Origin of the sequence: Dyella agri (assembly GCF_044904705.1) — a bacterium.
In the GTDB taxonomy this organism is placed as follows: Bacteria; Pseudomonadota; Gammaproteobacteria; order Xanthomonadales; family Rhodanobacteraceae; genus Rhodanobacter_A; species Rhodanobacter_A agri.
Genome location: NZ_JADIKL010000002.1, coordinates 130,051 through 151,079, shown reverse-complemented (window position 1 = coordinate 151,079; position 21,029 = coordinate 130,051). Strand labels below are relative to the sequence as shown.

Here is a 21,029-nt window from a genome sequence, read left to right as displayed (position 1 = left end):
TCAGCGCACCTTCAACGTGGCGAGACCGATCAGCACCAGCACGACGCTGATGATCCAGAAGCGCACGATCACCCGCGGCTCGGGCCAGCCCTTGAGCTCGAAGTGATGGTGGATCGGCGCCATGCGGAACACGCGCTTGCCGGTGAGCTTGAAGCTGGCGACCTGGATCATCACCGAGGCGGTCTCCAGCACGAACACGCCGCCCATCACCAGCAGCACGATCTCCTGGCGCACGATCACCGCGATGCAGCCGAGTGCGGCGCCGATCGCCAGCGCGCCCACGTCGCCCATGAACACCTGCGCCGGATAGGTGTTGAACCACAGGAACCCCAGACCCGCGCCGGCCAGTGCGCCGCAATAGATCGACAGCTCGCCCGCGCCGGGAATCGAGGGAATACCCAGGTATTCGGAAAACAGCTTGTTGCCGGCCAGGTAGGCGAACACGCCCAATGCACCGGAGACCAGCACCGTGGGCATGATCGCGAGGCCGTCGAGGCCATCGGTGAGGTTCACCGCATTGGAGAAGCCCACGACGATGAAATAAGCCACCACCACGAAGAACACGCCCAGCGGGATCGCCACGTGCTTGAACAGCGGCAGGTACAGCGCGGTCTCCGCCACCGGCAACTGGCCTACCGCCTGCGGCGCGGTGAAGTACAGGAACAGCGCCGCGCACAGGCCGAACACCGACTGCCAGAAATATTTCCAGCGTGAGGCCAGGCCGCGGCTGTCCTTCAGCACCAGCTTGCGGTAATCGTCGTAGAAGCCGATCACGCCGAACGCCAGCATCACCGCCAGCACCACCCATACGTAGCGGTTGCGCAGGTCGGCCCACAGCAGCGTGGCGACGGTCACTGCAAGCAGGATCATCACCCCGCCCATGGTCGGCGTACCGGCCTTGGACAGATGCGTCTGCGGACCATCGCTGCGCACCACCTGTCCCGCCTTCAGCGCGGCCAGCTTGCGGATCAGCGCAGGACCCAGCAGCAACGACACGGCCAGCGCCGTGAGCGCGGCCATGATGGTGCGGAAGGTGATGTACTGGAACAGATGCAGCGTGGTGAAGTGCCGCGCCATCCAGTCCGCAAGTTCAAGCAGCATCGGATGCGCCCTCCTTTCCAGTCGCCGCTTCCAGCGCCTTCACAACCTCGTTCATGCCCGCCGAGTGCGAGCCCTTGACTAGGCAGGTCACGCCGGCATGCAGGCCGGCCTTGAGCGCATCGACCAGTGCGGCCTTGTCTGCGAAATGCCCGCCGCCGGCACCGAATGCCGCTACCGTCGCCTCGCCCAGCGGGCCGACCGCGAACAGGCGCTCGATGCCGCACTCGCGCGCCTTGGCGCCCACGCCGGCATGCAGCGCGCGGGCGTCGGCGCCCAGTTCGGCCATGTCGCCCAGCACCAGCCAGCGCTCGCCTGTCGCCAGCGCCAGCGTGTCGATTGCGGCGGCCATCGAGCTGGGGTTGGCGTTGTAGCTGTCGTCGATCAGCGTCCAGCCGCTGGGCAGCGTCACCCGGCGCAGGCGTCCCTCTACCGGGCGGGCCTGCGCCAGCCCCGCCGCGATGGTGCCCAGCGGCACCTCCAGCGCCAGCGCAATGGATGCTGCCGCCAGCGCATTGGCCACGTTGTGGCGCCCGGGCAGCGCCAGCTCCACCTTGACGTCACCGACCGGCGTACTCAGCACGAACCGCGAACCGTCGGCGCGCTGCTCGACGATCTCCGCGCCCACGTCGGCCTTGTGCTCCAGGCCGAAGCGCAGCACGCGGCGCGCACCGGCCAGGCCCGCGAAGAAGCCGGCGAAGGCGTCGTCCGCATTGATCACCGCCACGCCGTCCGCGGGCAGCGCCTGGTACAGCGCGCCCTTGGTCTCGGCTACGCCTTCCACGCTGCCCATGCGCTCAAGGTGCGCCGGCGCGATGATGTTGACGAGGCCGATTTCGGGCCGCGCGATGGCGGCGAGATAGGCGATGTCGCCGGGCTTGCCGGCGCCCATCTCCAGCACCGCGTATTCGGCATCCTCGGGCATCGCCAGCAGGGTCAGCGGCAGGCCGATCTCGTTGTTGAAGCTGCCGGTATTGACGTGGGTGCGACCGTGCAGCGACAGGATCGCCGCCGTCAGCGTCTTCACCGTGGTCTTACCGTTGGAGCCGGTAATGCCGATCACCCGCGCGTGACGCTGTGCGCGCATCGCGCTGGCAAGATCGCCCAGCGCCGCCTCCACGTCGTCCACCAGCACCTGCGGCAGCGGGCTGTCCACCTTGCGCGAAACCAGCGCACCGGCAGCGCCGGCAGCGGCAGCCTGGGCCAGATAGTCGTGGCCATCCACGCGCTCGCCCTTGAACGCCGCGAACAGGTCGCCGGCCTTGAGCTTGCGGGTGTCGATGGCGACGCCAGCCACCGCGGCATCGTCGCCGAGCAGCCGGCCGTGGGTCCACATCGCGATGGTGCTCAGCTGCATCACGCGCGCCGCTCCAGGGCCGCGCGCGCGACCATCATGTCGTCGAACGGGCGCTTGCCGGCCGCGCCCTCTTGGTAGGTTTCGTGACCCTTGCCGGCGATCACCACCACATCGTTGGCCGCCGCCATGTCCAGCGCCTGCTCGATCGCGGCGGCGCGGTCGCGCTGCACGCCGTATTCGCGCGCCGCGCCCATGCCGGCAACGATCTGCGCCACGATGGCGTCGCCGTTCTCGCCGCGCGGGTTGTCGTCGGTGACGATCGCCACGTCGGCCAGCCTCGCCGCGATCTCGCCCATCAGCGGGCGCTTGCCCGCGTCGCGCTCGCCGCCGCAGCCGAACACGCAGATCAGCCGCCCGCGGCAGTGCGCGCGCACCGCGTTCAGCACCTGCTCCAGCGCGTCGGGCGTATGTGCGTAGTCCACCACCACCAGCGGCAGGCCGCGCTGACCGCCGAGCCGGCTCATGCGACCGTTGACGGGCTGCAGGTTCTCCAACGCGGCCACGATGCGCTCGAACGGCTCGTCCAGTGCGCCGAGGCAGGCCGCCACGGTGAGCAGGTTGGCCACGTTGAAGAGTCCCAGCAGATGGCTGCGCAAGGTATGCGTGCCCCAGGGCGTGCGCAGCACGAAGGCCAGGCCTTCCGCGGAGCTGACCACGGCGCTGGCCGCCACGTCCGCCGCGGCGTCGCCCCGCGCACTCACGCGCAACGCACGCACGGCGGCCGGCAGCTGCTCCAGCAACTGTGCGCCGAACGCATCGTCGCCATTGATGACCGCGGCGCGCAGTCCCGGCCACGCGAACAGTTTCGCCTTTGCCGCGCCGTAGGCCTCCATGCTGCCGTGGTAGTCCAGATGGTCGCGGGTGAGATTGGTGAAAGCGGCGACCTCGAAGTCGACCGCGCCGACCCGGCCCTGCTCCAGCGCGTGCGAGGACACCTCCATCGCCACGTGGGTGGCGCCGGCGTCGCGGAATTCGGCCAGCAGGCCGTGCACGCTGATCGCATCCGGCGTGGTGCGCTCACCCTCACGCAGCCGGCCGTGCAGGCCAGCGCCCAAGGTACCGATGCTCGCGGCGCGATGGCCGAGGAAGCTCAGCGCCTGCGCCAGCAATTGCACGGTGGAAGTCTTGCCGTTGGTGCCGGTGACGCCGATCACGCGCAATGCTTCGGACGGCCGTCCATGGAAACGCGCGGCGATCTCGCCGACCAGATCATGCAAGCCCTCGATCCACAGCACCGGCACGTCCAGCGGCGCGCACTCCACCGCAGGCGCCTCGGCCAGCACCACGGCCGCGCCGCGCTGCACCGCGGTGGCGGCGAACTGGATGCCATGGCTCTGCGTGCCGCGCAGGGCGACGAAGGCGTCGCCGCGGCGAACCTTGCGCGAATCCAGCGTGAGGCCGGACACCACGATGCGCGCCGCGCCCGGCGCCGCGGCCAGCGGCGCGTCGGCGAGGCCCAGCAGCAACTGGTCGAGGTGGCCCGTGCTCACGGCAGGCCTCCTTCCGTCGGCGCCTCGTCGACCGGCGCCTCGTTGATCGGCACGTCGTTGGCCGCCGGCGTGACCGGCGACTGGTTGCCGACCAGGCCGCCGTTGCCTTGCAGCGGACCGCCCACATACCAACGGCCGATGTTGTCCGGCGGAATGTCGAGCAGGCGCAGGGCGCCGCCCATCACCGAGGCGAACACCGGCGCCGACACGGTGCCGCCGAAATAGCCGCCCTTGGTGGTGCCGTTGATCACGATCACGCCGACCAGGCGCGGATTGCTGGCCGGCGCGATGCCGGCGAACAGCGAGTTATAGGTGTTCTTCGAGTAGCCGCCGGCGATCGCCTGGTGCGAGGTGCCGGTCTTGCCCGCCACGCTGTAGTTCGCGATGCGCGCCTTCGCGCCGGTGCTGCCAGGGCCGGTCACTGTCTCCAGCATGCTGACCAGTTCGTGCGCCACCTGCGGCGAAATGATCTGCTTGCCCGGGCTGTCGTCGCCCTTGATGAAGGTGGGCGTGTGCATCACGCCGCCGTCGGCGATGGTGGCGTAGGCGTTGGCCAGCTGCAGCGGCGTGACGTTCAGGCCGTAGCCGTAGGCCATGATCGCCTTTTCCAGCGGGCGCCAGTTGCGCCCGATCTTCAGCAGGCCGGCCGACTCGCCCGGAAAACCGCTCTCGGTGCTGCTGCCGAAACCGAACGCGCGGAAGGTGTCGTACATCAGCGAGGTATCGAGCGTCATCGCGATCTTTGCCGCGCCCACGTTGCTGGAGCGGGTGAGCACGCCGGTCGGGGTAAGCACGCCGTTCGGATCGTCGTCGCGGATGTCGTGGCCGTAGAAGTACCAGTGACCGTTGCCGGTATCGATGATCGGGCCGGTCGGCGTGTACTTGCCGCTGGACAGCGCGGCCGCCAGCGTGAAGGCCTTCATCGTGGAGCCCGGCTCGACCACGTCGGTGACCGCGCGGTTGCGCCGCTGCCCCGGTTTGCTGCCGGCTACCGCGTTCGGGTTGTAGGTGGGCAGGCTGGCCATCGCCAGGATCTCGCCGGTGTGCACGTCGAGCACCACCATCGCGCCAGAGGCGGCGTTGAACTTGTCCAGCGTGTTCTTCAGTTCGTTGTAGGCGAGGAACTGGATGCCGCGGTCGATGCTCAGCGTGAGGTTCTGCCCCGGCTTGGGCGCGCGCACCTGCTCCAGGTCCTCCACCACGTGGCCCTTGCCGTCGCGGATCACGCGCTTGGTGCCGGGCTTGCCGGCCAGCCAGTCGTCGTAGGCCAGCTCCAGGCCTTCCTGGCCGTGGTCGTCGATATTGGTGAAGCCGAGGATGTGCGCGGTCACCTCGCCCGACGGGTAGAAGCGCTTGAATTCCCGCTGGCCGTTGACGCCGGGGATGTCGAGGTCGAGCACGGCCTGCGCCGCCTCCGGCGGCATCTGCCGGCGGAGGTAGACGAATTCGCGGTTCGCGCGCTGCTCGAGGTAGCTCTGGATGTCGGTCGCATTGCCGCCCAGCGCCTTGGCCAGTTCGGGGATACGGTCGTCGTTCGCCAGCAGCTCTGCAGGATTGGCCCAGATCGACATGACCGGCGTGGACACCGCCAGCGGCTCGCCGTTGCGGTCGAAGATGGTGCCGCGCGACACCGGAATCGGCACTTCGCGCAGGAAACGCGCGTCGCCCTGCTTCTGGTAGAACTGCTTGCGCACCACCTGCAGGTCGAACGCGCGCGCCACCAGGCCCAGCGAGACCAGGCCGAGCAGGCCTACCACCACCACCATGCGCTTGCGTGCACTGGGGCCGGCGCCGCGGCGGCGGCTCGGCGACGGCGTGGCGCGCTGCGGCTGCGGACGGGTGCGGTCGCGCCACCTCATCGGCGCAGCAACCGGATGTCTTGCGGGCGCGGATCGACCATGCCGAGCTGCTGGCGCGCCTCCTCGTCGATGCGGCGCGGTTCGGCGAAGGTGGCCTGCTCCAGTTCGAGCTTGCCGTATTCGATATTCATGTCGTCGCGCTGGTTCTGCAGCGCAGTGAGCTGCACGAACAGCACGCGACCCTCGTGGCGGGCCCACACCACGCTGATCGCGCTGGCCAGCACGGCAGCCAGCAGCGCGAGCATGAAGATGGCCCGGATCACCTTCATGCGTGTCCCGCCTCCAGCTTCTCGGCCACCCGCAGCACGGCCGAGCGGGCACGCGGATTCACGGCGAGCTCGGCATCGGAGGGAAATTGCGCCTTGCCCACTGCCGTCAGCTCAGCCGGCGCCGCGGCCTGCGGCGGACCGCGTCGACTGCCCTGCACGCGGCCGGAATGATCGCGGATGAACTGTTTGACGATGCGATCTTCCAGCGAGTGGAAGCTGATCACGGCGAGCCGGCCGCCGGGCTTCAGTCGCGCCAGCGCGGCGTCCAGTCCACGCCGCACCGATTCCAGCTCACCGTTCACGCGGATGCGCAACGCCTGGAAGCTGCGCGTGGCAGGGTGTTTGCCGGGCTCGCGCCGACCCACCACGCGCTCGATCAGCGCGGCCAGTTCGCCGGTGCGGGCCAGCGGCTGTTCCGCACGGCGCTCGACGATGGCACGGGCGATCTTGCGGCTGAAGCGCTCCTCGCCGAACTGCCACAGCACGTCGGCGATCTCGCGCTCCGTGGCATGCGCGAGGAAATCCGCAGCACTCTCGCCCTGGGTGGTGTCCATGCGCATATCCAGCGGCGCATCGGCCATGAAGCTGAAACCGCGCGCAGCTTCGTCCAGCTGCGGCGAAGAGACACCCAGGTCCAGCAACACGCCGTCGAGGCCGGCGGCAGTCTCGTCCCACTCGGCCAGCGAAGAGAAGTTGGCGTGACGGATGGAGACGCGCGGATCGTCGGCGAAACCGGCTTGCGCGGTGGCGATGGCCCGCGGGTCGCGATCCATCAGCAGCAGTCGCCCGCCGGGACCGAGGCGCGACAGCACGGCGCGAGCGTGACCGCCGCGTCCGAAGGTGCCATCCAGATAACGCCCGCCTGCCTGCACGGCAAGGCCCTCCACCGCTTCATCCAGCATCACCGGGATGTGCCGCAACTCGGCCATGCCGCATCTCCCGTCCCGTAACCCGCCCGCAAAACCATGCTTCGCACTACAGCTGCAGCGCGGCCATGTCGTTGGTGATCTCGTCTTCGCCGATGGTCTGGCGGATCTTGGCCAGATGGGCTTGTTCGCTCCACAGCTCGAACTTGTTGCCCATGCCCAGCAGAACCGCCTTCTTCTCGATGCCCGTGGTGGCGCGCTGGCTGGCCGGCAGCAGGATGCGTGCGGCGCCGTCAGGCTCCACCACCGCGGCGGCGCCGACGATCTTCATCTGCATGTCGCGGTGCGCCTTGACCACCTTGGACAACGCGTTGACCTGGTCGCGCACCTTTTCCCACTCGGCATGCGGAAACAGCCACAGGCAGCCCGGCTCGAACGGGTTGTAGGTGACCACCAGCCGGTTCGCGCAGGCATCGGCCACCAACTCGCGGTACGCGGTCGGTATGGCCAGCCGGCCCTTGTCGTCGACGGTGATGGCGGTCTCGCCCTGGAACACGTAGCAGACTCCACGAAAACCCACGATTTCACACTGAAAACCACGATAGTCTCGCCCCCTGAGACTGTCAAGGGATTTTTGCTTGTGAATCAAGGAGAAAGGCGAAGTTGTGGCCGTGTTTCCAGCACTTTCTGAGGAACATCCCCAAGGTGCTTGAATGCAGGGAATTTTTTGCGGAACGGCTCGCACACCAACCAGCGAGAATCGCCACACCCATGCCCGCCATAGCCGACAGCGACATGAACCTCCGTTCACCTCGCCACTCATGCCCAGCCACAGGCACATGTCCCGGCGCACACGTGCGCCGGGACATGGACGGGAAAGGCGGAGTCGGCCTGTAAGCCGGGTTCTGTACGCCTTGCGGCGCGACAGTCATTCCTCTCGGCCAGGCGTCGCCGCCTGGCTCCAGCAACCTACCCGGGAACAACGCGGGCCGCGTTATCGTTCCCCTATTTGGTCTTGCTCCGAGTGGGGTTTACCGTGCCGTACGACGTTGGCCCCGTACGCGGTGCGCTCTTACCGCACCCTTTCACCCTTACCTGTACCCTTGCGGGCCATCGGCGGTCTGCTCTCTGTTGCACTGGCCGTCGGCTCGCGCCGCCCAGGCGTTACCTGGCACTCTGCCCTATGGAGCCCGGACTTTCCTCGATGCGCTTGCGCGCGACGCGACTGTCCGGCCGACTCCAGGGCGTAGTTTAGTGTGAAGCGGGGCGAGAAACGAGAGAAAAGCATGCGACAGCGCTTTCTCCCGTTCCACTTCATTCACTCCTGTAAAGCTCCTTGCGCGGCGCGCCGGTGATCGCCGCGGCGAGCTTGGCCGCCTTGGCCGGCGGCAACTCCTCGCGCAGGACCGCGAACACGCGCTGGCCTTCGGCGAGCTTCGCATCGGCCTCCTCACCACGACCGGCGACCAGGAGCACGCATTCACCGCGCTGCTGGTCGGGATCGCCCGCCACGCGTTCGGCGAGCTGCCCCAGCGGCTCGCCGATCACCGTCTCGAACAGCTTGGTGAGTTCGCGCGCCAGCACTGCCTCGCGCTCGTCGCCGAACACCGAGCGCATGTCGGCCAGGCTCTCGGCGACACGGTGCGAGGATTCATAGAAGATCAACGTGCGCGGCTCGCCCGCCAGCTCCTGCAGGCGCGCACGCCGCGCCGCGGATTTCGGCGGAAGGAAACCTTCGAACACGAAGCGGTCGCTGGGCAGACCCGCCACCGACAATGCGGCGATCGCCGCGCAGGCGCCCGGCACCGGTGCACAGCGGACGCCCGCCGCGCGCGCCGCGCGCACCAGCCGGAACCCGGGATCGGAAATCAGCGGCGTGCCCGCATCGGAAATCAGCGCCACCGACTCGCCGCCCCGCAGCCGCCGCACGATGCCCTCCACCACCTCGCGCTCGTTGTGCTCATGCAAGGCGATCAACGGCGTGGCGATGTTGTGGTGGAGCAGCAGCGGCTTGCTGTGGCGGGTGTCCTCGGCGGCGATCACCGCCACTTCACGCAGTGTCGCGATCGCCCGCGCAGAAAAATCGTCGCGATGGCCGATCGGCGTGGCGACCACCCACAGGCAACCGGATTGGACAGATGACATGCGCACACTCCTGCGGATTCGACGACGCGCCGGGCAACACGACGCAGCCTCAGGTCACGGAAACGATCGGCTATCATCGCGCACACTCGCCGCGAATACCGACAAGAGACTTCCGATGCGCCTGCGCCCCGTCCCCCGGCCATCCCTGCCTGCCCTCGGTCCGATCCTGCTGCTCGCGGGCACGCTGGCCTTGAGCAGTTGCGTCCCCGGCAACACAAAGCCTTCGCCCGCTGAAGTCAGCGCGGCTGACGGCGCCGCATCGCTGGCGCGGCAAGGCGAGTTCGACCAGGCCGCGCAAGCCTACCTCGCGCTGGCCGGGCAATACGGCGGCCATGCCGACCACTACCGCCTGCTGGCGGCCGAAGCCTGGCGCGAAGAGGGTCGCATCGAGACCGCCGGTCCCGCGCTGGCACAGATCAAGCGCAACAACCTGCAGGGCGACGATGCCGTGCGCTTCGACCTGCTGCGCGCCGATCTCGCGCTGCGCCACCAGGATCCCGCGACTGCGCTGCGGCTCACCACCCAGCCCACGGTCGCCGTGCCGGACAAGTTGCAGGTCCGCCTGTTCGAATTGCGCGCCCGCGCGCAGGCCGGCACCGGCGACCACTGGGGCGCCGCCCGCACGCGCGTGCAGATGGACGACCATTTGCAGGGGCTGGATCGTGCGGACAACCGCAAGCAGATCCTCGCCGAACTGACCCGGCTCGACGTGGCCTCGCTCAAGCAGCGCGCCGACGCCATGAAGCCGGGCGACCCCATGTTGTCGTGGACCAACGAAGCACTGAGCCAGCTCGGCGTCACCGTGGCGCAGGCGCCACCGACGCTGCAGCAGCCGGTGGGCACCTTGTTGCCCGGCGCGGGCGCTGAAGTGCGCGAGGGCTACAAGATGCCCGCCCACGTCGCCCTGCTGCTGCCCGTGAGTGGCGCCTACAAGGGCGCCGGCGACGCCATCCGCGATGGTTTCTTTGCCTCCTATGCGGAAGACGCCCGCACCCACGCGCCTCGCGCCTCGGTGCGCATCTACGACACGCAAGGCAACACCGACGGCGCGATCAAGGCCTATCAGCAGGCGGTGAGCGACGGCGCGCAACTGGTGGTCGGCCCGCTCACCCGCGGCGCCGTGGCCGCACTGTTCGCACAACCCAAGCTGCCGGTGCCGGTGCTGGCGCTGAACCATCCGGACAACAGGCAGCTGCCCGCGAGCGACGCCAGCGAATTCGGCCTGCTGCCGGAGACCGAGGGCGCCCAGGCCGCCGATCACATGATCGAGCGCGGCTTGCACCAGACTTATATGGTGATTTCCGGCGACGACTTCGCCCAACGCGCGGCCAACGCGTTCAAGGCGGAGCTGCTCGCCCGTGGCGGCAGCGTCGTTGGCATGGCCACGCTGCCCGCCGATGGCTTGAACTACGCAAATCTGATCACCAGCCTGCACCTGCCCGTCGCCGCCGCGCCGGCCACCGGCACGCCCGATGCCTCCGCTCCCGCCGCCGGCGCCAGCACGGGCACCGCCACCGGCGCCACTGTGGACGATACCGGCATCTTCATCAGCATGCGCCCCAACCAGGCGCGGCTGTTGCTGCCGCAGCTGCAGATCGCCAGGATCGCGCTGCCGGTGTTCGGCACCTCGCACATCTACGCCGGCACCGACAACCCCACCGCCGACGGCGATCTCAACGGCGTGGAGTTCTGCGACGCGCCGTGGCTGTTCGACGCACAGCCGGGCCTGCCCCACCACGACGACATCGCCACGCTGTTGCCGGCGGCGCGCGACGGCAGCGCACGGCTGTTCGCGTTCGGCATGGATGCATGGAACCTGGTGCCTTATCTCGACTGGCTGCGCAACCATCCCGGCAGCTACCTGCCCGGCGCCACCGGCCAGCTCACCGCCGACCAGTTCGGCCGCATCCGTCGCGTGCTGATCTGGGCGAAATTCCAGAACGGCCTCGCCCGTCTGCTGGGCGGCAGCCTGCAGGTCGACGATCTGCCCGCACCGGCCAGCAGCGTGCAACCTGCCCCCGCTTCCTCGGCAGGTTGATGCGCAGCACCGGCGCCGCCTTCGAGCTGCGCGCCGGCGCCGAACTCGAACGCGCCGGCCTCAAGTTGCTGGCACGCAATTACACCACCCGCCACGGTGAACTCGACCTGGTCATGCTGGACGGCGACACCGTGGTATTCGTCGAGGTGCGCTATCGCGTGCGCGCCGGCCACGGCGACGCCCTGGCTTCCGTCACCCGCAGCAAGCGGGACAAGCTGATCCACACCGCGCAGCTGTGGCTGGCCGCCCATCCACAGCACGCACAACGCACCTGCCGCTTCGACGTGGTCAGCTACGACGGCCCCGCCATCGATGCGCGCATGCAATGGCTGCGCAGTGCGTTCGAGGCCGGTTGAGGCCGCAATCCGCTAGGCTACGCGAATGCCCCTGCCCGCCGCCCTGCTCGACACGCTGCGCGACATTTTCCGTGACGACGCACTCTCCGTCGCCGAGGCCGAACGCCTCGCCTACGCCTACGACAACTCGCGGCTCAGCGCGTCGCCGGACGCGGTGGTGTTCCCCACGGAGCACGCGCAGGCCGGGGCGCTGGTGCGCGCCTGTCGCGAGCACCATGTACCACTGGTGGCGCGCGGCCGCGGCAGCAACACCACCGGCGCCACGGTGCCGGTGGCAGGTGGCGTGGTGGCGAGTTTCGAGCGGATGAACCGCATTCTGCGCATCGACACCGACAACCGTCTCGCTGTGGTGGAACCGGGTGTGCTCAACGGCGATCTGCAGCAGGCGCTCGAACCGCACGGTTTCTTCTGGCCGCCCGATCCGTCTTCCGCGCCGTGGTGCAGCATCGGCGGCAACCTGGCCTGCAACTCCGCCGGGCCGCGCACGGTGAAATACGGCAGCCCACGCGAGAACACGTTGGGACTGCGCGCGGTGGCCGGCACGGGCGAGGGTTTTCGCTGCGGCACTTACACCAGCAAGGGCGCCACGGGCTACGACCTCACCCGCCTGCTGATCGGATCGGAAGGCACGCTGGCGCTGATCACCGAGGCCACGCTCAAGCTCACGCCCAAGCCATCCGCCGTGCGTACCCTGCGCGCGACCTACACGGATGTCGGCGCGGCCGCACGTGCCGTGGCACGGATCATGGCTCAGCCAGTCACGCCCTGCGCACTGGAATTCATCGACGATGTGGCGCTGAAGCTCGCGCGCGACCATGCGCCGGACGCCGGCGTGCCGGTGGCCGGCGCGTTGCTGATGATCGAGGTGGATGGCGAGCCGGATGCCTTGCCCGCCTCCGCCGAAGCCGTGGCGCAGGCCGCGCGCGGCGACGGGTTGCTCGAACTGCGTGTGGCCGAAACCGCCGCCGAAACGAAGGCGTTGTGGTCCGCACGCAAGGCGCTGTCGCCGGCGCAACGCAAGCTGTCGCCGCACAAGATCAACGAAGATGTGGTGGTGCCGGTGAGCCGCCTGCCCGAACTGGTGGATGGCGTGAAACGTCTGGCGGCAAAGCATGCGCTACCCATCGTCAGCTTCGGCCACGCCGGCAACGGCAACTTGCACGTGAACCTGCTGCCACGCGATGACGCGGAACGCGAGCGCGCCCATGCCGCGCTGGCCGAACTGTTTGCGCTGGTGATTGCGCTGGACGGCACGCTGTCGGGCGAACACGGCATCGGCATCGCCAAGCGCGAGTTCATGCCGCTGGCGCTGTCGGGCGAAACGCTGGGGCTGATGCGCGGCATCAAGGCCGCGTTCGATCCGGACGGCATACTCAACCCGGGCAAGTTGCTGCCGTGAGCAGGCAGGAATCCTTCGAGCAGTTGGTGATACGCATCCGCGCCTGCCGCCTGTGCGAGGCACATCTGCCGCTGGGGCCGCGACCGGTGCTGCAGGCGTCGCCGCAGTCGCGGTTGCTGATCGTGAGCCAGGCCCCGGGACGCAAGGTGCACGACACCGGCATTCCTTTCAACGACGTCAGCGGCGACCGGCTGCGTGACTGGCTGGGCATCGACAAACCTGTGTTTTACGACGCCGACAAGATCGCCATCGTGCCTATGGGCTTCTGCTTTCCGGGTACCGGCAAGGGCGGCGATCTGCCGCCGCGCCCCGAATGCGCACCGGCCTGGCATCCGCATCTGCTGCCGCGACTGACGCAAGTGAGGCTGACGCTGGCGATCGGCCAGTACGCACAAGCCGGCCTGCTCGGCCAGCGACGCGGACGTACGCTCACCGACACCGTACTTGCGTGGCGCGAACATCTCGCGCACGGCGTGCTGCCGCTACCTCACCCGAGTCCGCGCAACCAGCTCTGGCTGAAGCGCAATCCCTGGTTCGAGGCGGCATTGCTGCCGGAATTGCGCAGACAGGTGCAGCTCGCGCTGCGCTAGGCCGCGCGGCGCGCGAAGATCAGGTGCAACCCGAACAGCACGAACACCGCGCCGGCGCAGCCGTCGATCCAGCGGCGCAGGCGCAGGTAACCGCGGCGCATCGCCGGCAGCGTGAACACACCGGCCACCAGGGCGAACCACAGCAGCGTCTCGGCCACCACCATCAGCCACAGCCCCCAGCGTGCCCAGGCACTCTGGCCATCGCCGACGAAGGCGGAGAAGATGCTGCCGAAATACACCACCACCTTGGGGTTGGCGAGGTTGGTGAACAGGCCGTTGCGCATGGCGCGCCACGGGCCGTCGGCCAGCTTTACCGCATGTGCCGGCGCACCGCCGGAAGGCGAAGCCCATGCGCCACGCAGCATCTTCAGGCCCATCCAGCACAGGTAACCGCCGCCGCATACGGCGATCGCGCGCTCCAGCCACAGCAGCCGGTGCAGCAGCAGCTGCAGGCCGAGCAGCGCCAGCGCAGCCCACACCGCCACGCCCAGCGTGATGCCAAGCACGCCGGCCAGCGCCTCGCGGCGCGAATGGCTCACCGCGGTCTGCGAGACGTAGAAGAAATCCGGACCCGGACTCATCAGGGCGATCAGCTGCACCACGGCGATGGTCAGGAACAGGCTCATGCGACACGCTCCGGACGGGACGGCGGAAGCGCAGTTTAGCCGCAACCGCACGATGTACCGTGCCTTGCTGGCCGGCCGGAGCTTCATCTAATCTGGCCCGATTCCAAGCAGCATGGCCACGGGATCGTCCCCGGCCTACAGGGGAACCCGCATCCATGAGCCTCAAGCTCCGCCTCGTCATTCTGAACTTCTTCCAGTACTACATCTGGGGTGCCTGGCTGCTGACCATCGGCACGTGGTGGTTCCAGACCCTGCACTGGTCGGGCACCAGCTTCGGCGCGATCTTCTCGACCATGGGCATCGCCGCACTGTTCATGCCGTCGCTGGCGGGCATCGTGGCGGACAAGTGGATCAACGCGGAACGTCTGTACGGCCTGTTCCAGATCGCGGGCGCGGCGATGCTGTGCGCGATACCGCACGCGGGCGATCCGCAGCAGATGTTCTGGGTGGTGTTGCTGTACATGTGCTTCTACATGCCCACCATCTCGCTCGCCATCACGGTGGCGTACAACGCGCTGAAGCAGGAAGGGCTGGACGTGGTGAGCACCTATCCGCCGATCCGCGTCTGGGGCACGGTGGGCTTCATCGCCGCCACCTGGACCACCAGCCTGCTCGGCTTCAAGGCCTCCCCGGCGCAGTTCTACGTAGCCGCCGGCGCCTCGCTGCTGCTGGGCCTGTACGCGTTCACCCTGCCGAAGTGCCCGCCCCGGCTCGACGCCGCGCACAGCCGCAGCCTGACGGACCGCCTCGGCCTCACCTCGTTCGTGTTGTTCAAGAACCGCAACATGGCGGTGTTCTTCGTCTTCGCCATGCTGCTGGGCGCTGCGCTGCAGCTCACCAATGCCTACGGCGACGCCTTCCTCAGCGACTTCGTCAAGGTGCCGGCGTACGCGAACCTGCTAACGGTGAAGTACTCGACCATCATCATCTCGATCTCGCAGTTCTCCGAAACCGCGTTCATCCTCACCATCCCGTTCTTCCTGAAGCGCTTCGGCATCAAGGCGGTGATGACGATGAGCATGCTGGCCTGGGTGCTGCGCTTCGGCCTGTTTGCGTTCGGCAATCCCGATCCGATGGGCGGGCTGTGGATGATCGTGTTGTCGTGCATCGTCTACGGCATGGCCTTCGACTTCTTCAACATCTCCGGCTCGCTGTTCGTCGAGGGCCAGGCCGATCCGAAGATCCGCGCCAGCGCGCAAGGTCTGTTCATGCTGATGACCAATGGCGTCGGCGCGGTACTGGGCAGCTTGATCGCGGGCTTCGTGATCGACCACTTCTTCACCAACCACAGCTGCGACGACGCCGTACTGATCTGCAAGGACTGGCACGGCATCTGGCTGGCCTTCGCCGGCTATGCGCTGGTGATGGCGCTGCTGTTCGTGCCGTTGTTCAAGCATCGCCACGACGCCGCGGCCGCCGGCCGCGTCGTGCCTTCGCATTGAACCAGCCGCCCCGTTGCGTCAGCCGGCCAGCTTGCTCGCCACCACTTGATCGCGCCCCCCGGACTTGGCCGAGTACAAGGCCAGATCGGCGGCACGCATCCAGCTCGACAGGTCGTGGCAGCGCACACCATCGAACTGCGCCACACCGATACTGATCGTCAGCCTGGTCACCGGAAGGTCCTGTGGCAGCGCCAGCCCAGCCGCCCCTGCGCGCAGGGTTTCGGCCAGCCGCAGGCCCGCCGTCAGCCCGGCCCGCGGACACAGCACGGCGAACTCCTCGCCACCGATACGCGCCACGAAGCTCGCATCGTCGACGGTAGCGCGCAGGTAGTCGGTCAGCAGCCGCAGCACCCGGTCGCCCTGCAGGTGCCCGATGCTGTCGTTGATGCTCTTGAAGTGGTCGATGTCGATCAGCAGCAGCACGTGCAACGGCGCGGCCGCGTCGCGCGCACGACCCAGCAATTCGTTGGCGCGCTGCTGGAACGCACGCCGGTTCGCCATGCCGGTGAGCGGGTCGCGCAAGGTCTGTGCCTGCAGCTCGGCGGCATGCCGCCGCTGCGCGCGCAACAGCAGCACGAGCAGGCCGACGATCAGCAGCAGCGCCGCGGCCAGCAGCCCGATCGTCACGTTGATCAGGCGTTGGCGTTGCTGCTGCGCGCGGCGGCGCGCCGCATCGGCCTGCGCCGCCTTGAGCTGCAGGTCCTTCAGCTCATTGGCGTGCTCCAGCTCGCTGATGCGCAGTTCCTTTTCGCGCGCGGCATAGCGCTGTTCCAGTTCAATCTCGATGGCGCGCAGCGCCGGCGTATCGACGTTGCTGGAGAGCTTGGCCGCCTCGCGTTCGTCGGCCAGCGCCTGGCGCAGGTCGCCGGCTTGCTCGGCCATGAGTCCTTCCGTCCTGAGCATGTCGACCAGTTGACCGTTGATGCCTGCCCTGCGTGCCTGCGCCACCGCCGCGCGCATCCGTGTGTAGGCCTGGCGATGGCGACCCAGCGCTGCCTCGGCCATGGCGATGTCGGTGCTGGAATCCAGCGCATCGCTGATGCGCCCCGCGGCGAGCTCCTGCTTCAGCGAGGCCTGGGACAACGCCAGCGCCTCCCCCGCGCGGCCCTGTTTCAGATACATCTTCGCCAGGTTGTCGCCCACCATCACCACCAGCTGCTCCGCATTGGCCTTGGCGTAGTACTGGCGCGCCCGCTCGTAGGCTGCGGCCGCGTCATCCACTCGGCCCAGCGTCGCCAGGGCGATGCCCTCGTCATTCTCGGCATCGCCCATGCCGAAATCGTCACCGAGCGCGCGATAGGCCTCCGTCGACTGATGGCACAACGGCAAGGCCTTGGCCGCCTTTTCGTCGAGCGCATAGGCATCGCACAGCTGAAAACGCGCCCAGGCCGCGATGCCGGGATCGGCGTGGCCCAGTACCTTGTCGGCAGCCCGCAGCGCCTCGCCTAGGCCGTCGCCCACCCCGTTCGCGATGTCGTGCCGGGCCCGCAGGAAACCCGCGGCGGCAGCGGCCACCGGGTCGTGCGCTACCGCGGCCAGGCCATCGAGCCGCAACGTGGCCTCGGCCAGCGCGGCATCGTCGTTGCTGTTGATCGCGGCGGTGCCCATGCCCCACAGCAGCTCGCGCTCACGCGCCGGCTGCAGGGTGGTACCCGCTTGGTCGAGCTGCTGGCGAACCGCGGCGATCAGGCCATGTGGATCGGCCACGACTTGCTCGCGGAATCCATTCATGGATGCCGCGACGGCCGGCATCGCCACCAGCGCCAGCAATAACCCCAGCCACGGCCCCCTGCGCATCCCAGGCCCATTCCCTGTCAAGTACCACTCGTCGCGATCATAGCTTTTCCGGGCGCCGGTCACACTCTCCGCCTACAATGGCGGGATGCAGATTGGCCCCTACCGCCTCGACCCGCCGCTGGTGCTGGCCCCCATGGCCGGCGTCACCGACAAGCCGTTCCGCCTGCTGTGCAAGCGGCTGGGCGCCGGCCTGGCCGTGTCGGAGATGACCACCGCCGACCCGCGCCTGTGGCACACGCGCAAGTCGCTCAGGCGGATGGACCATGCCGGCGAACCCGAACCGGTGAGCGTGCAGATCGCCGGCTACGACCCGGCGATGCTGGCCGAGGCCGCACGCTTCAACGTGGCCAACGGCGCGCAGATCATCGACATCAACATGGGCTGCCCGGCGAAGAAGGTGTGCAACGTGTGGTCCGGCTCCGCCCTGCTGCAGGACGAGCCCCTGGTAGCACGCATCTGCAAGGCCGTGGCCGATGCCGTGGCGGTGCCGGTGACGCTGAAAATCCGCACCGGCTGGGACCGCGAGCACAAGAACGCACTCAGCATCGCGCGCATCGCCGAGGACGCGGGCATCGCCGCGCTCGCTGTGCACGGGCGTACCCGTGCCGACAAATACGAGGGCGAAGCGGAATACGAAACCATCGCCGCAGTGAAGGCCAGCGTGCGCATCCCGGTGTTCGCCAACGGCGACGTGACAACACCCCGGCAGGCCAGGCACGTGCTGGACGCCACCGGCGCCGATGCGCTGATGATCGGCCGCGGCGCCCAAGGCCGGCCATGGATCTTCCGCGAGATCGCCCACTTTCTCGCCACCGGCGAGCAGCTGCCCGAACCGACACCGGACGAAGTGGCGGCGATCCTGCTCGGCCACCTGGAACACCTCTACGCCTTCTACGGCGAACAGGGAGGCGTGCGCATCGCGCGCAAGCACCTCGGCTGGTACGCGAAGGACCGCCCGGAAAACGCCGCCTTCCGCAGCGTGGTCAACCGCGCGGAGACCGCGACCGAGCAACTCCGCCTGACCCGCGACTACTTCGCCGCGCAGTCGGCCGGCGAGCGCCTCGCCGCCTGATATCCAGAGCTTGTCCGCAATCTACGGGTGCCCAGTACCCGTAGATTGCGAACAAGCGTTCAAGCAGCCAGCTCCTGCGGCAACTCCACCATCGTGAGACGCAACCGCGGCGGCAGCTCGGCCTGCACCTCGCCGCGATGACCGAGCAAGCGCAACGTGCCGTCCATGTCCTCGGTCAGCACGGTGAGGCTTTCCACCCAGTCGCCGTCGTTGGCGTAGATCAGGCCGTCGCGCTGGATCAGTCCGGCGCGGTGGATGTGCCCGCAGACGATGCCGTCGAGCCGGCGCCGCGCGACATCGTCCAGGCCGGCCTGCACGAAACGCTCGATGTAGCGCTCGGCAGCGCCGCTGCGCCGCTTCACGAACTCCGACAGCGACCAATAACGCAAGCCGGCGCGCCGGCGCGCGCGGTTGAGCAGGCGGTTGCAGGTCAGGATGCGGTAGTACAGCCAGTCGCCCAGGCGCTCCTGCAGGCCGCCGAACTGGGTGACGTTGTCGTAGTCGTCGCCGTGCGTCACCAGCAGGCGGCGACCATCGGCGGTGACGTGGACCGCGCGCCGCCGCACCCGCATGCCGGGCAGCATCAGCCCGCACACCCGCCGCAGCGGCCGGTCGTGGTTGCCGGGCACATAGACGATCGCCGTGCCGCGCGCGTGCAACGCGTGCAGCGCCTCGATCACGCGCGCATGCGCGTCGTTCCATTGCGTGCGCCCCTCCACCATCCACCACAGATCGACGATGTCGCCCACCAGGTACAACTGGCGGCAGCGCAGGTTGTTGAGAAAGTCCGCCAGCTCCGCCGCGTGGCAGTGCTTGGTGCCCAGGTGCACGTCGGAAATGAACGCCGTCCGCAACCGCCGTTCGGACGGGGCGGCCGGCCGCTTCATGCCAGCGCGTCCTGCCGGCGTTCCAGGTAGCGCTGGCGTTTGCGCGGTCGCAGCCGCTCCAGGTCCACCTCGATCAATCCGTCGATGGAACCGCTGAAGTCCGGATCCACGCCGAAGGCGAGGAAGCGCGCCCCGCCGGGTTCGCACAGCTCGGTGTACTGCTTGTACAGCATCGGCACCGACGCACCGAGCCGATCCAGCGCCAGCTTCAGCGCGTCGTGTGCGGCGTTGTCGTCGAGCCCGTCGAAGGACGTCGCCGCGGACTCGAAGGCGAACGGTCGGCGGGCATCGGCCAGTGGCTGCGTGCTGCCGTAGTAGCGCTGGTAATACGCCACGATCTGTTCGCTCGCCGCGCGCGGCAATGCGGCGCTGATCGACACCGCGCCGTACAGGTAGCGTACGCCCGGGTAGCGTTGCAGGTACGCGCCGATACCCTGCCACAGGTAGTCAAGGCTGCGGCTGCCCCAGTAGTCCGGTACCACGAAGCTGCGCCCCAGCTCCAGCCCCGCCGCCAACCGCGGCACGGCCGCGTCCGCGTAGCGGAACAGCGACGCGGTGTACAAGCCGGCCAGCCCCGTGCGCGCCAGCGCTTCGGCGCCGCGCATCACGCGGTAAGCGCCAGCGATGCGCGCAGCCTGCGGATCCCACACCAGGATGTGGTCGTAGTACGCATCGTAGGCGTCGAGGTCGCGGCTGCGGCCGGTGCCCTCGCCCACCTCGCGGAAGGTCAGCTCGCGCAGCCGGCCGATCTCCTGCAGCAGCGGCGAACCGCCGATGGCGCGGGCGAGGCGGATCTGCTTGCCGTCGCTGGTAGCGCCGAGCAGTTCGGCGGCGGTCACCGCCGCCGCCAGCACGGCAGCGTCGACCGGCGCCGCCAGCGGCGCGGGACCGCTCGCGGCCACCATTTCGCCGCGACCGAGCGCGTGCAGCGTCTGGCGGATGCGCCGGAGCGCATCCTGTTCGCGCTCCTCGTCGACGACCCTCATCGGCTCGCCGACATGCAGGCGCACCGGCCGATGCCGGCGGGCCAGCATCTCCCGTGCCAGCAATGCCGTCGACGCCGGACGGCACAGCGCGGAGACTCCATAAAACAGCGCCGAATTGCGCGCCTCGATGCGCACCGGCAACACCGGTGCCGACGCACGGCGCGCGAAGCGCAGGAAGCCGGGGCGCCAGCGCGTGTCGCTCACGCCGCGCAGACCCAGCCGCGAGACCTCGCCGGCCGGAAACACGATCACGCACTGCCCGTCGCGCAGTGCGCGTTCCACCCGGCGCAGGCTGGCCGCGCCGGCGCTGCCGCCGAACACGCGCACCGGCAGCATCAGTTCCGCCAGCGGTTCCACCAGCGCCAGCATTTCGTTGGCGACGATGCGCACGTCGCGCCGCACCCGTCCCACCATGTCCAGCAGCGTCAGCGCGTCGAGCGCGCCGCACGGATGGTTGGCCACGATCAGCAACGGTCCTTGCGCGGGTATCCGCGCCAGCGCGTCCGTGTCGACGTCGTAACGCATTTCCAGCCACCGCATGCTCGCCTCGACGAAGGCAAACCCGCGCAGGTGGCCGTGCTCGGCGCAGAAGGTGTCGATGCCGTCGAATCCCGACCAGCGCGCCAGCCCGTGCAGCAGCGGCACGGCCAGACGTCCGCGCCCGCCGCGGAACCAGTGCGGATAGCGTTGCTGCACACGCTGCTCGATCGCTTGCATGGCGACGACCCTCGGCTTGGCCCGTCGCAAGATTG

18 protein-coding genes and 1 other RNA gene are annotated in these 21,029 nt (G+C 68.7%); 6 read left to right on the top strand and 13 right to left on the bottom strand.

Annotated elements, in window-relative coordinates; genetic code table 11:
- From mraY to rsmI, 9 genes are all read right to left on the bottom strand, one after another.
- Entirely contained in the window at positions 1 to 1,101 is a 1,101-nt protein-coding gene (gene mraY / locus ISP14_RS03315; RefSeq protein ID WP_404536256.1) for a phospho-N-acetylmuramoyl-pentapeptide-transferase, read from the bottom strand.
- Positions 1,091 to 2,458 carry a UDP-N-acetylmuramoyl-tripeptide--D-alanyl-D-alanine ligase gene (locus tag ISP14_RS03310; protein ID WP_404536255.1) on the bottom strand — a complete coding sequence of 456 codons (1,368 nt, stop codon included), beginning with the start codon at positions 2,456 to 2,458 and terminating at the stop codon, positions 1,091 to 1,093. The genes mraY and ISP14_RS03310 overlap by 11 nt, the downstream gene beginning before the upstream one ends.
- Complete coding sequence (locus ISP14_RS03305) at positions 2,455 to 3,945, bottom strand: UDP-N-acetylmuramoyl-L-alanyl-D-glutamate--2,6-diaminopimelate ligase (protein ID WP_404536254.1); 1,491 nt, start codon at positions 3,943 to 3,945, stop codon at positions 2,455 to 2,457. The genes ISP14_RS03310 and ISP14_RS03305 overlap by 4 nt, the downstream gene beginning before the upstream one ends.
- On the bottom strand, positions 3,942 to 5,804 hold the full coding sequence (locus ISP14_RS03300; protein ID WP_404536252.1) for a peptidoglycan D,D-transpeptidase FtsI family protein: 1,863 nt from the start codon (positions 5,802 to 5,804) through the stop codon (positions 3,942 to 3,944). Before ISP14_RS03300 ends, ISP14_RS03305 begins: the two co-directional genes overlap by 4 nt.
- Positions 5,801 to 6,064, bottom strand: a complete 264-nt coding sequence (gene ftsL, locus ISP14_RS03295) for a cell division protein FtsL (protein WP_404537113.1) — start codon at positions 6,062 to 6,064, stop codon at positions 5,801 to 5,803. Before ftsL ends, ISP14_RS03300 begins: the two co-directional genes overlap by 4 nt.
- Before the next feature lie 5 nt (positions 6,065 to 6,069).
- Positions 6,070 to 7,002: a 16S rRNA (cytosine(1402)-N(4))-methyltransferase RsmH gene (gene rsmH, locus ISP14_RS03290; RefSeq protein ID WP_404536251.1), complete on the bottom strand. Its 933-nt coding sequence runs from the start codon at positions 7,000 to 7,002 to the stop codon at positions 6,070 to 6,072.
- A gap of 46 nt (positions 7,003 to 7,048) precedes the next feature.
- Positions 7,049 to 7,495 (bottom strand): division/cell wall cluster transcriptional repressor MraZ, encoded by a 447-nt coding sequence (gene mraZ, locus ISP14_RS03285; protein ID WP_404537111.1) that lies wholly within the window; start codon positions 7,493 to 7,495, stop codon positions 7,049 to 7,051.
- 322 nt (positions 7,496 to 7,817) lie between these two features.
- An RNA gene (rnpB, locus tag ISP14_RS03280) (RNase P RNA component class A) lies at positions 7,818 to 8,180 on the bottom strand.
- Between the two features lie 73 nt (positions 8,181 to 8,253).
- Entirely contained in the window at positions 8,254 to 9,084 is an 831-nt protein-coding gene (rsmI, locus tag ISP14_RS03275; RefSeq protein WP_404536250.1) for a 16S rRNA (cytidine(1402)-2'-O)-methyltransferase, read from the bottom strand.
- 115 nt (positions 9,085 to 9,199) lie between these two features.
- Here rsmI and ISP14_RS03270 point away from each other — a divergent pair, with 115 nt between their 5' ends.
- From ISP14_RS03270 to ISP14_RS03255, 4 genes are read left to right on the top strand one after another with little or no spacing between them, the layout of a single operon-like run.
- A complete protein-coding gene (locus ISP14_RS03270; protein WP_404536249.1) occupies positions 9,200 to 11,122 on the top strand; it encodes a penicillin-binding protein activator in 1,923 nt (640 codons plus the stop codon).
- A complete protein-coding gene (locus ISP14_RS03265) occupies positions 11,122 to 11,478 on the top strand; it encodes a YraN family protein (RefSeq protein WP_404536248.1) in 357 nt (118 codons plus the stop codon). Before ISP14_RS03270 ends, ISP14_RS03265 begins: the two co-directional genes overlap by 1 nt.
- 25 nt (positions 11,479 to 11,503) lie before the next feature.
- A complete protein-coding gene (locus ISP14_RS03260; protein ID WP_404536246.1) occupies positions 11,504 to 12,877 on the top strand; it encodes an FAD-binding oxidoreductase in 1,374 nt (457 codons plus the stop codon).
- Complete coding sequence (locus ISP14_RS03255; protein WP_404536245.1) at positions 12,874 to 13,467, top strand: uracil-DNA glycosylase family protein; 594 nt, start codon at positions 12,874 to 12,876, stop codon at positions 13,465 to 13,467. Before ISP14_RS03260 ends, ISP14_RS03255 begins: the two co-directional genes overlap by 4 nt.
- Here the strand turns inward: ISP14_RS03255 and ISP14_RS03250 are convergent.
- Entirely contained in the window at positions 13,464 to 14,093 is a 630-nt protein-coding gene (locus ISP14_RS03250; RefSeq protein WP_404536243.1) for a homoserine/threonine efflux transporter, read from the bottom strand. The genes ISP14_RS03255 and ISP14_RS03250 overlap by 4 nt on opposite strands.
- Before the next feature lie 155 nt (positions 14,094 to 14,248).
- Between ISP14_RS03250 and ISP14_RS03245 the strand changes: the two genes are divergently transcribed.
- Positions 14,249 to 15,535 carry a nucleoside permease gene (locus ISP14_RS03245; protein ID WP_404536241.1) on the top strand — a complete coding sequence of 429 codons (1,287 nt, stop codon included), beginning with the start codon at positions 14,249 to 14,251 and terminating at the stop codon, positions 15,533 to 15,535.
- A gap of 18 nt (positions 15,536 to 15,553) precedes the next feature.
- Here the strand turns inward: ISP14_RS03245 and ISP14_RS03240 are convergent, their stop codons facing one another.
- Complete coding sequence (locus tag ISP14_RS03240; RefSeq protein WP_404536240.1) at positions 15,554 to 17,332, bottom strand: GGDEF domain-containing protein; 1,779 nt, start codon at positions 17,330 to 17,332, stop codon at positions 15,554 to 15,556.
- An 85-nt stretch (positions 17,333 to 17,417) separates the two neighbouring features.
- Between ISP14_RS03240 and dusB the strand changes: the two genes are divergently transcribed.
- Complete coding sequence (dusB, locus tag ISP14_RS03235) at positions 17,418 to 18,404, top strand: tRNA dihydrouridine synthase DusB (protein WP_404536239.1); 987 nt, start codon at positions 17,418 to 17,420, stop codon at positions 18,402 to 18,404.
- Positions 18,405 to 18,463: 59 nt separating this feature from the next.
- On the opposite strand, the gene ISP14_RS03230 is transcribed toward dusB, so the two are convergent.
- Positions 18,464 to 19,291 carry a UDP-2,3-diacylglucosamine diphosphatase gene (locus ISP14_RS03230; protein WP_404536238.1) on the bottom strand — a complete coding sequence of 276 codons (828 nt, stop codon included), beginning with the start codon at positions 19,289 to 19,291 and terminating at the stop codon, positions 18,464 to 18,466.
- Positions 19,288 to 20,994, bottom strand: a complete 1,707-nt coding sequence (locus ISP14_RS03225; RefSeq protein ID WP_404536237.1) for a lysophospholipid acyltransferase family protein — start codon at positions 20,992 to 20,994, stop codon at positions 19,288 to 19,290. The genes ISP14_RS03230 and ISP14_RS03225 overlap by 4 nt, the downstream gene beginning before the upstream one ends.
- Positions 20,995 to 21,029 lie beyond the last annotated feature (35 nt).

Excerpts from the sequence above, each read along its gene's own strand:
- ISP14_RS03245 (WP_404536241.1), top strand. The coding sequence starts at position 14,249 with ATGAGCCTCAAGCTCCGCCTCGTCATTCTGAACTTCTTCCAGTACTAC.
- rsmH (WP_404536251.1), bottom strand. The coding sequence starts at position 7,002 with ATGGCCGAGTTGCGGCACATCCCGGTGATGCTGGATGAAGCGGTGGAG.
- ISP14_RS03250 (WP_404536243.1), bottom strand. The coding sequence starts at position 14,093 with ATGAGCCTGTTCCTGACCATCGCCGTGGTGCAGCTGATCGCCCTGATG.
- ISP14_RS03240 (WP_404536240.1), bottom strand. The coding sequence starts at position 17,332 with ATGCGCAGGGGGCCGTGGCTGGGGTTATTGCTGGCGCTGGTGGCGATG.
- ISP14_RS03270 (WP_404536249.1), top strand. The coding sequence starts at position 9,200 with ATGCGCCTGCGCCCCGTCCCCCGGCCATCCCTGCCTGCCCTCGGTCCG.
- dusB (WP_404536239.1), top strand. The coding sequence starts at position 17,418 with ATGCAGATTGGCCCCTACCGCCTCGACCCGCCGCTGGTGCTGGCCCCC.
- ISP14_RS03230 (WP_404536238.1), bottom strand. The coding sequence starts at position 19,291 with ATGAAGCGGCCGGCCGCCCCGTCCGAACGGCGGTTGCGGACGGCGTTC.
- rsmI (WP_404536250.1), bottom strand. The coding sequence starts at position 9,084 with ATGTCATCTGTCCAATCCGGTTGCCTGTGGGTGGTCGCCACGCCGATC.
- mraY (WP_404536256.1), bottom strand. The coding sequence starts at position 1,101 with ATGCTGCTTGAACTTGCGGACTGGATGGCGCGGCACTTCACCACGCTG.
- ISP14_RS03260 (WP_404536246.1), top strand. The coding sequence starts at position 11,504 with ATGCCCCTGCCCGCCGCCCTGCTCGACACGCTGCGCGACATTTTCCGT.
- ISP14_RS03225 (WP_404536237.1), bottom strand. The coding sequence starts at position 20,994 with ATGCAAGCGATCGAGCAGCGTGTGCAGCAACGCTATCCGCACTGGTTC.
- ISP14_RS03265 (WP_404536248.1), top strand. The coding sequence starts at position 11,122 with ATGCGCAGCACCGGCGCCGCCTTCGAGCTGCGCGCCGGCGCCGAACTC.
- ISP14_RS03300 (WP_404536252.1), bottom strand. The coding sequence starts at position 5,804 with ATGAGGTGGCGCGACCGCACCCGTCCGCAGCCGCAGCGCGCCACGCCG.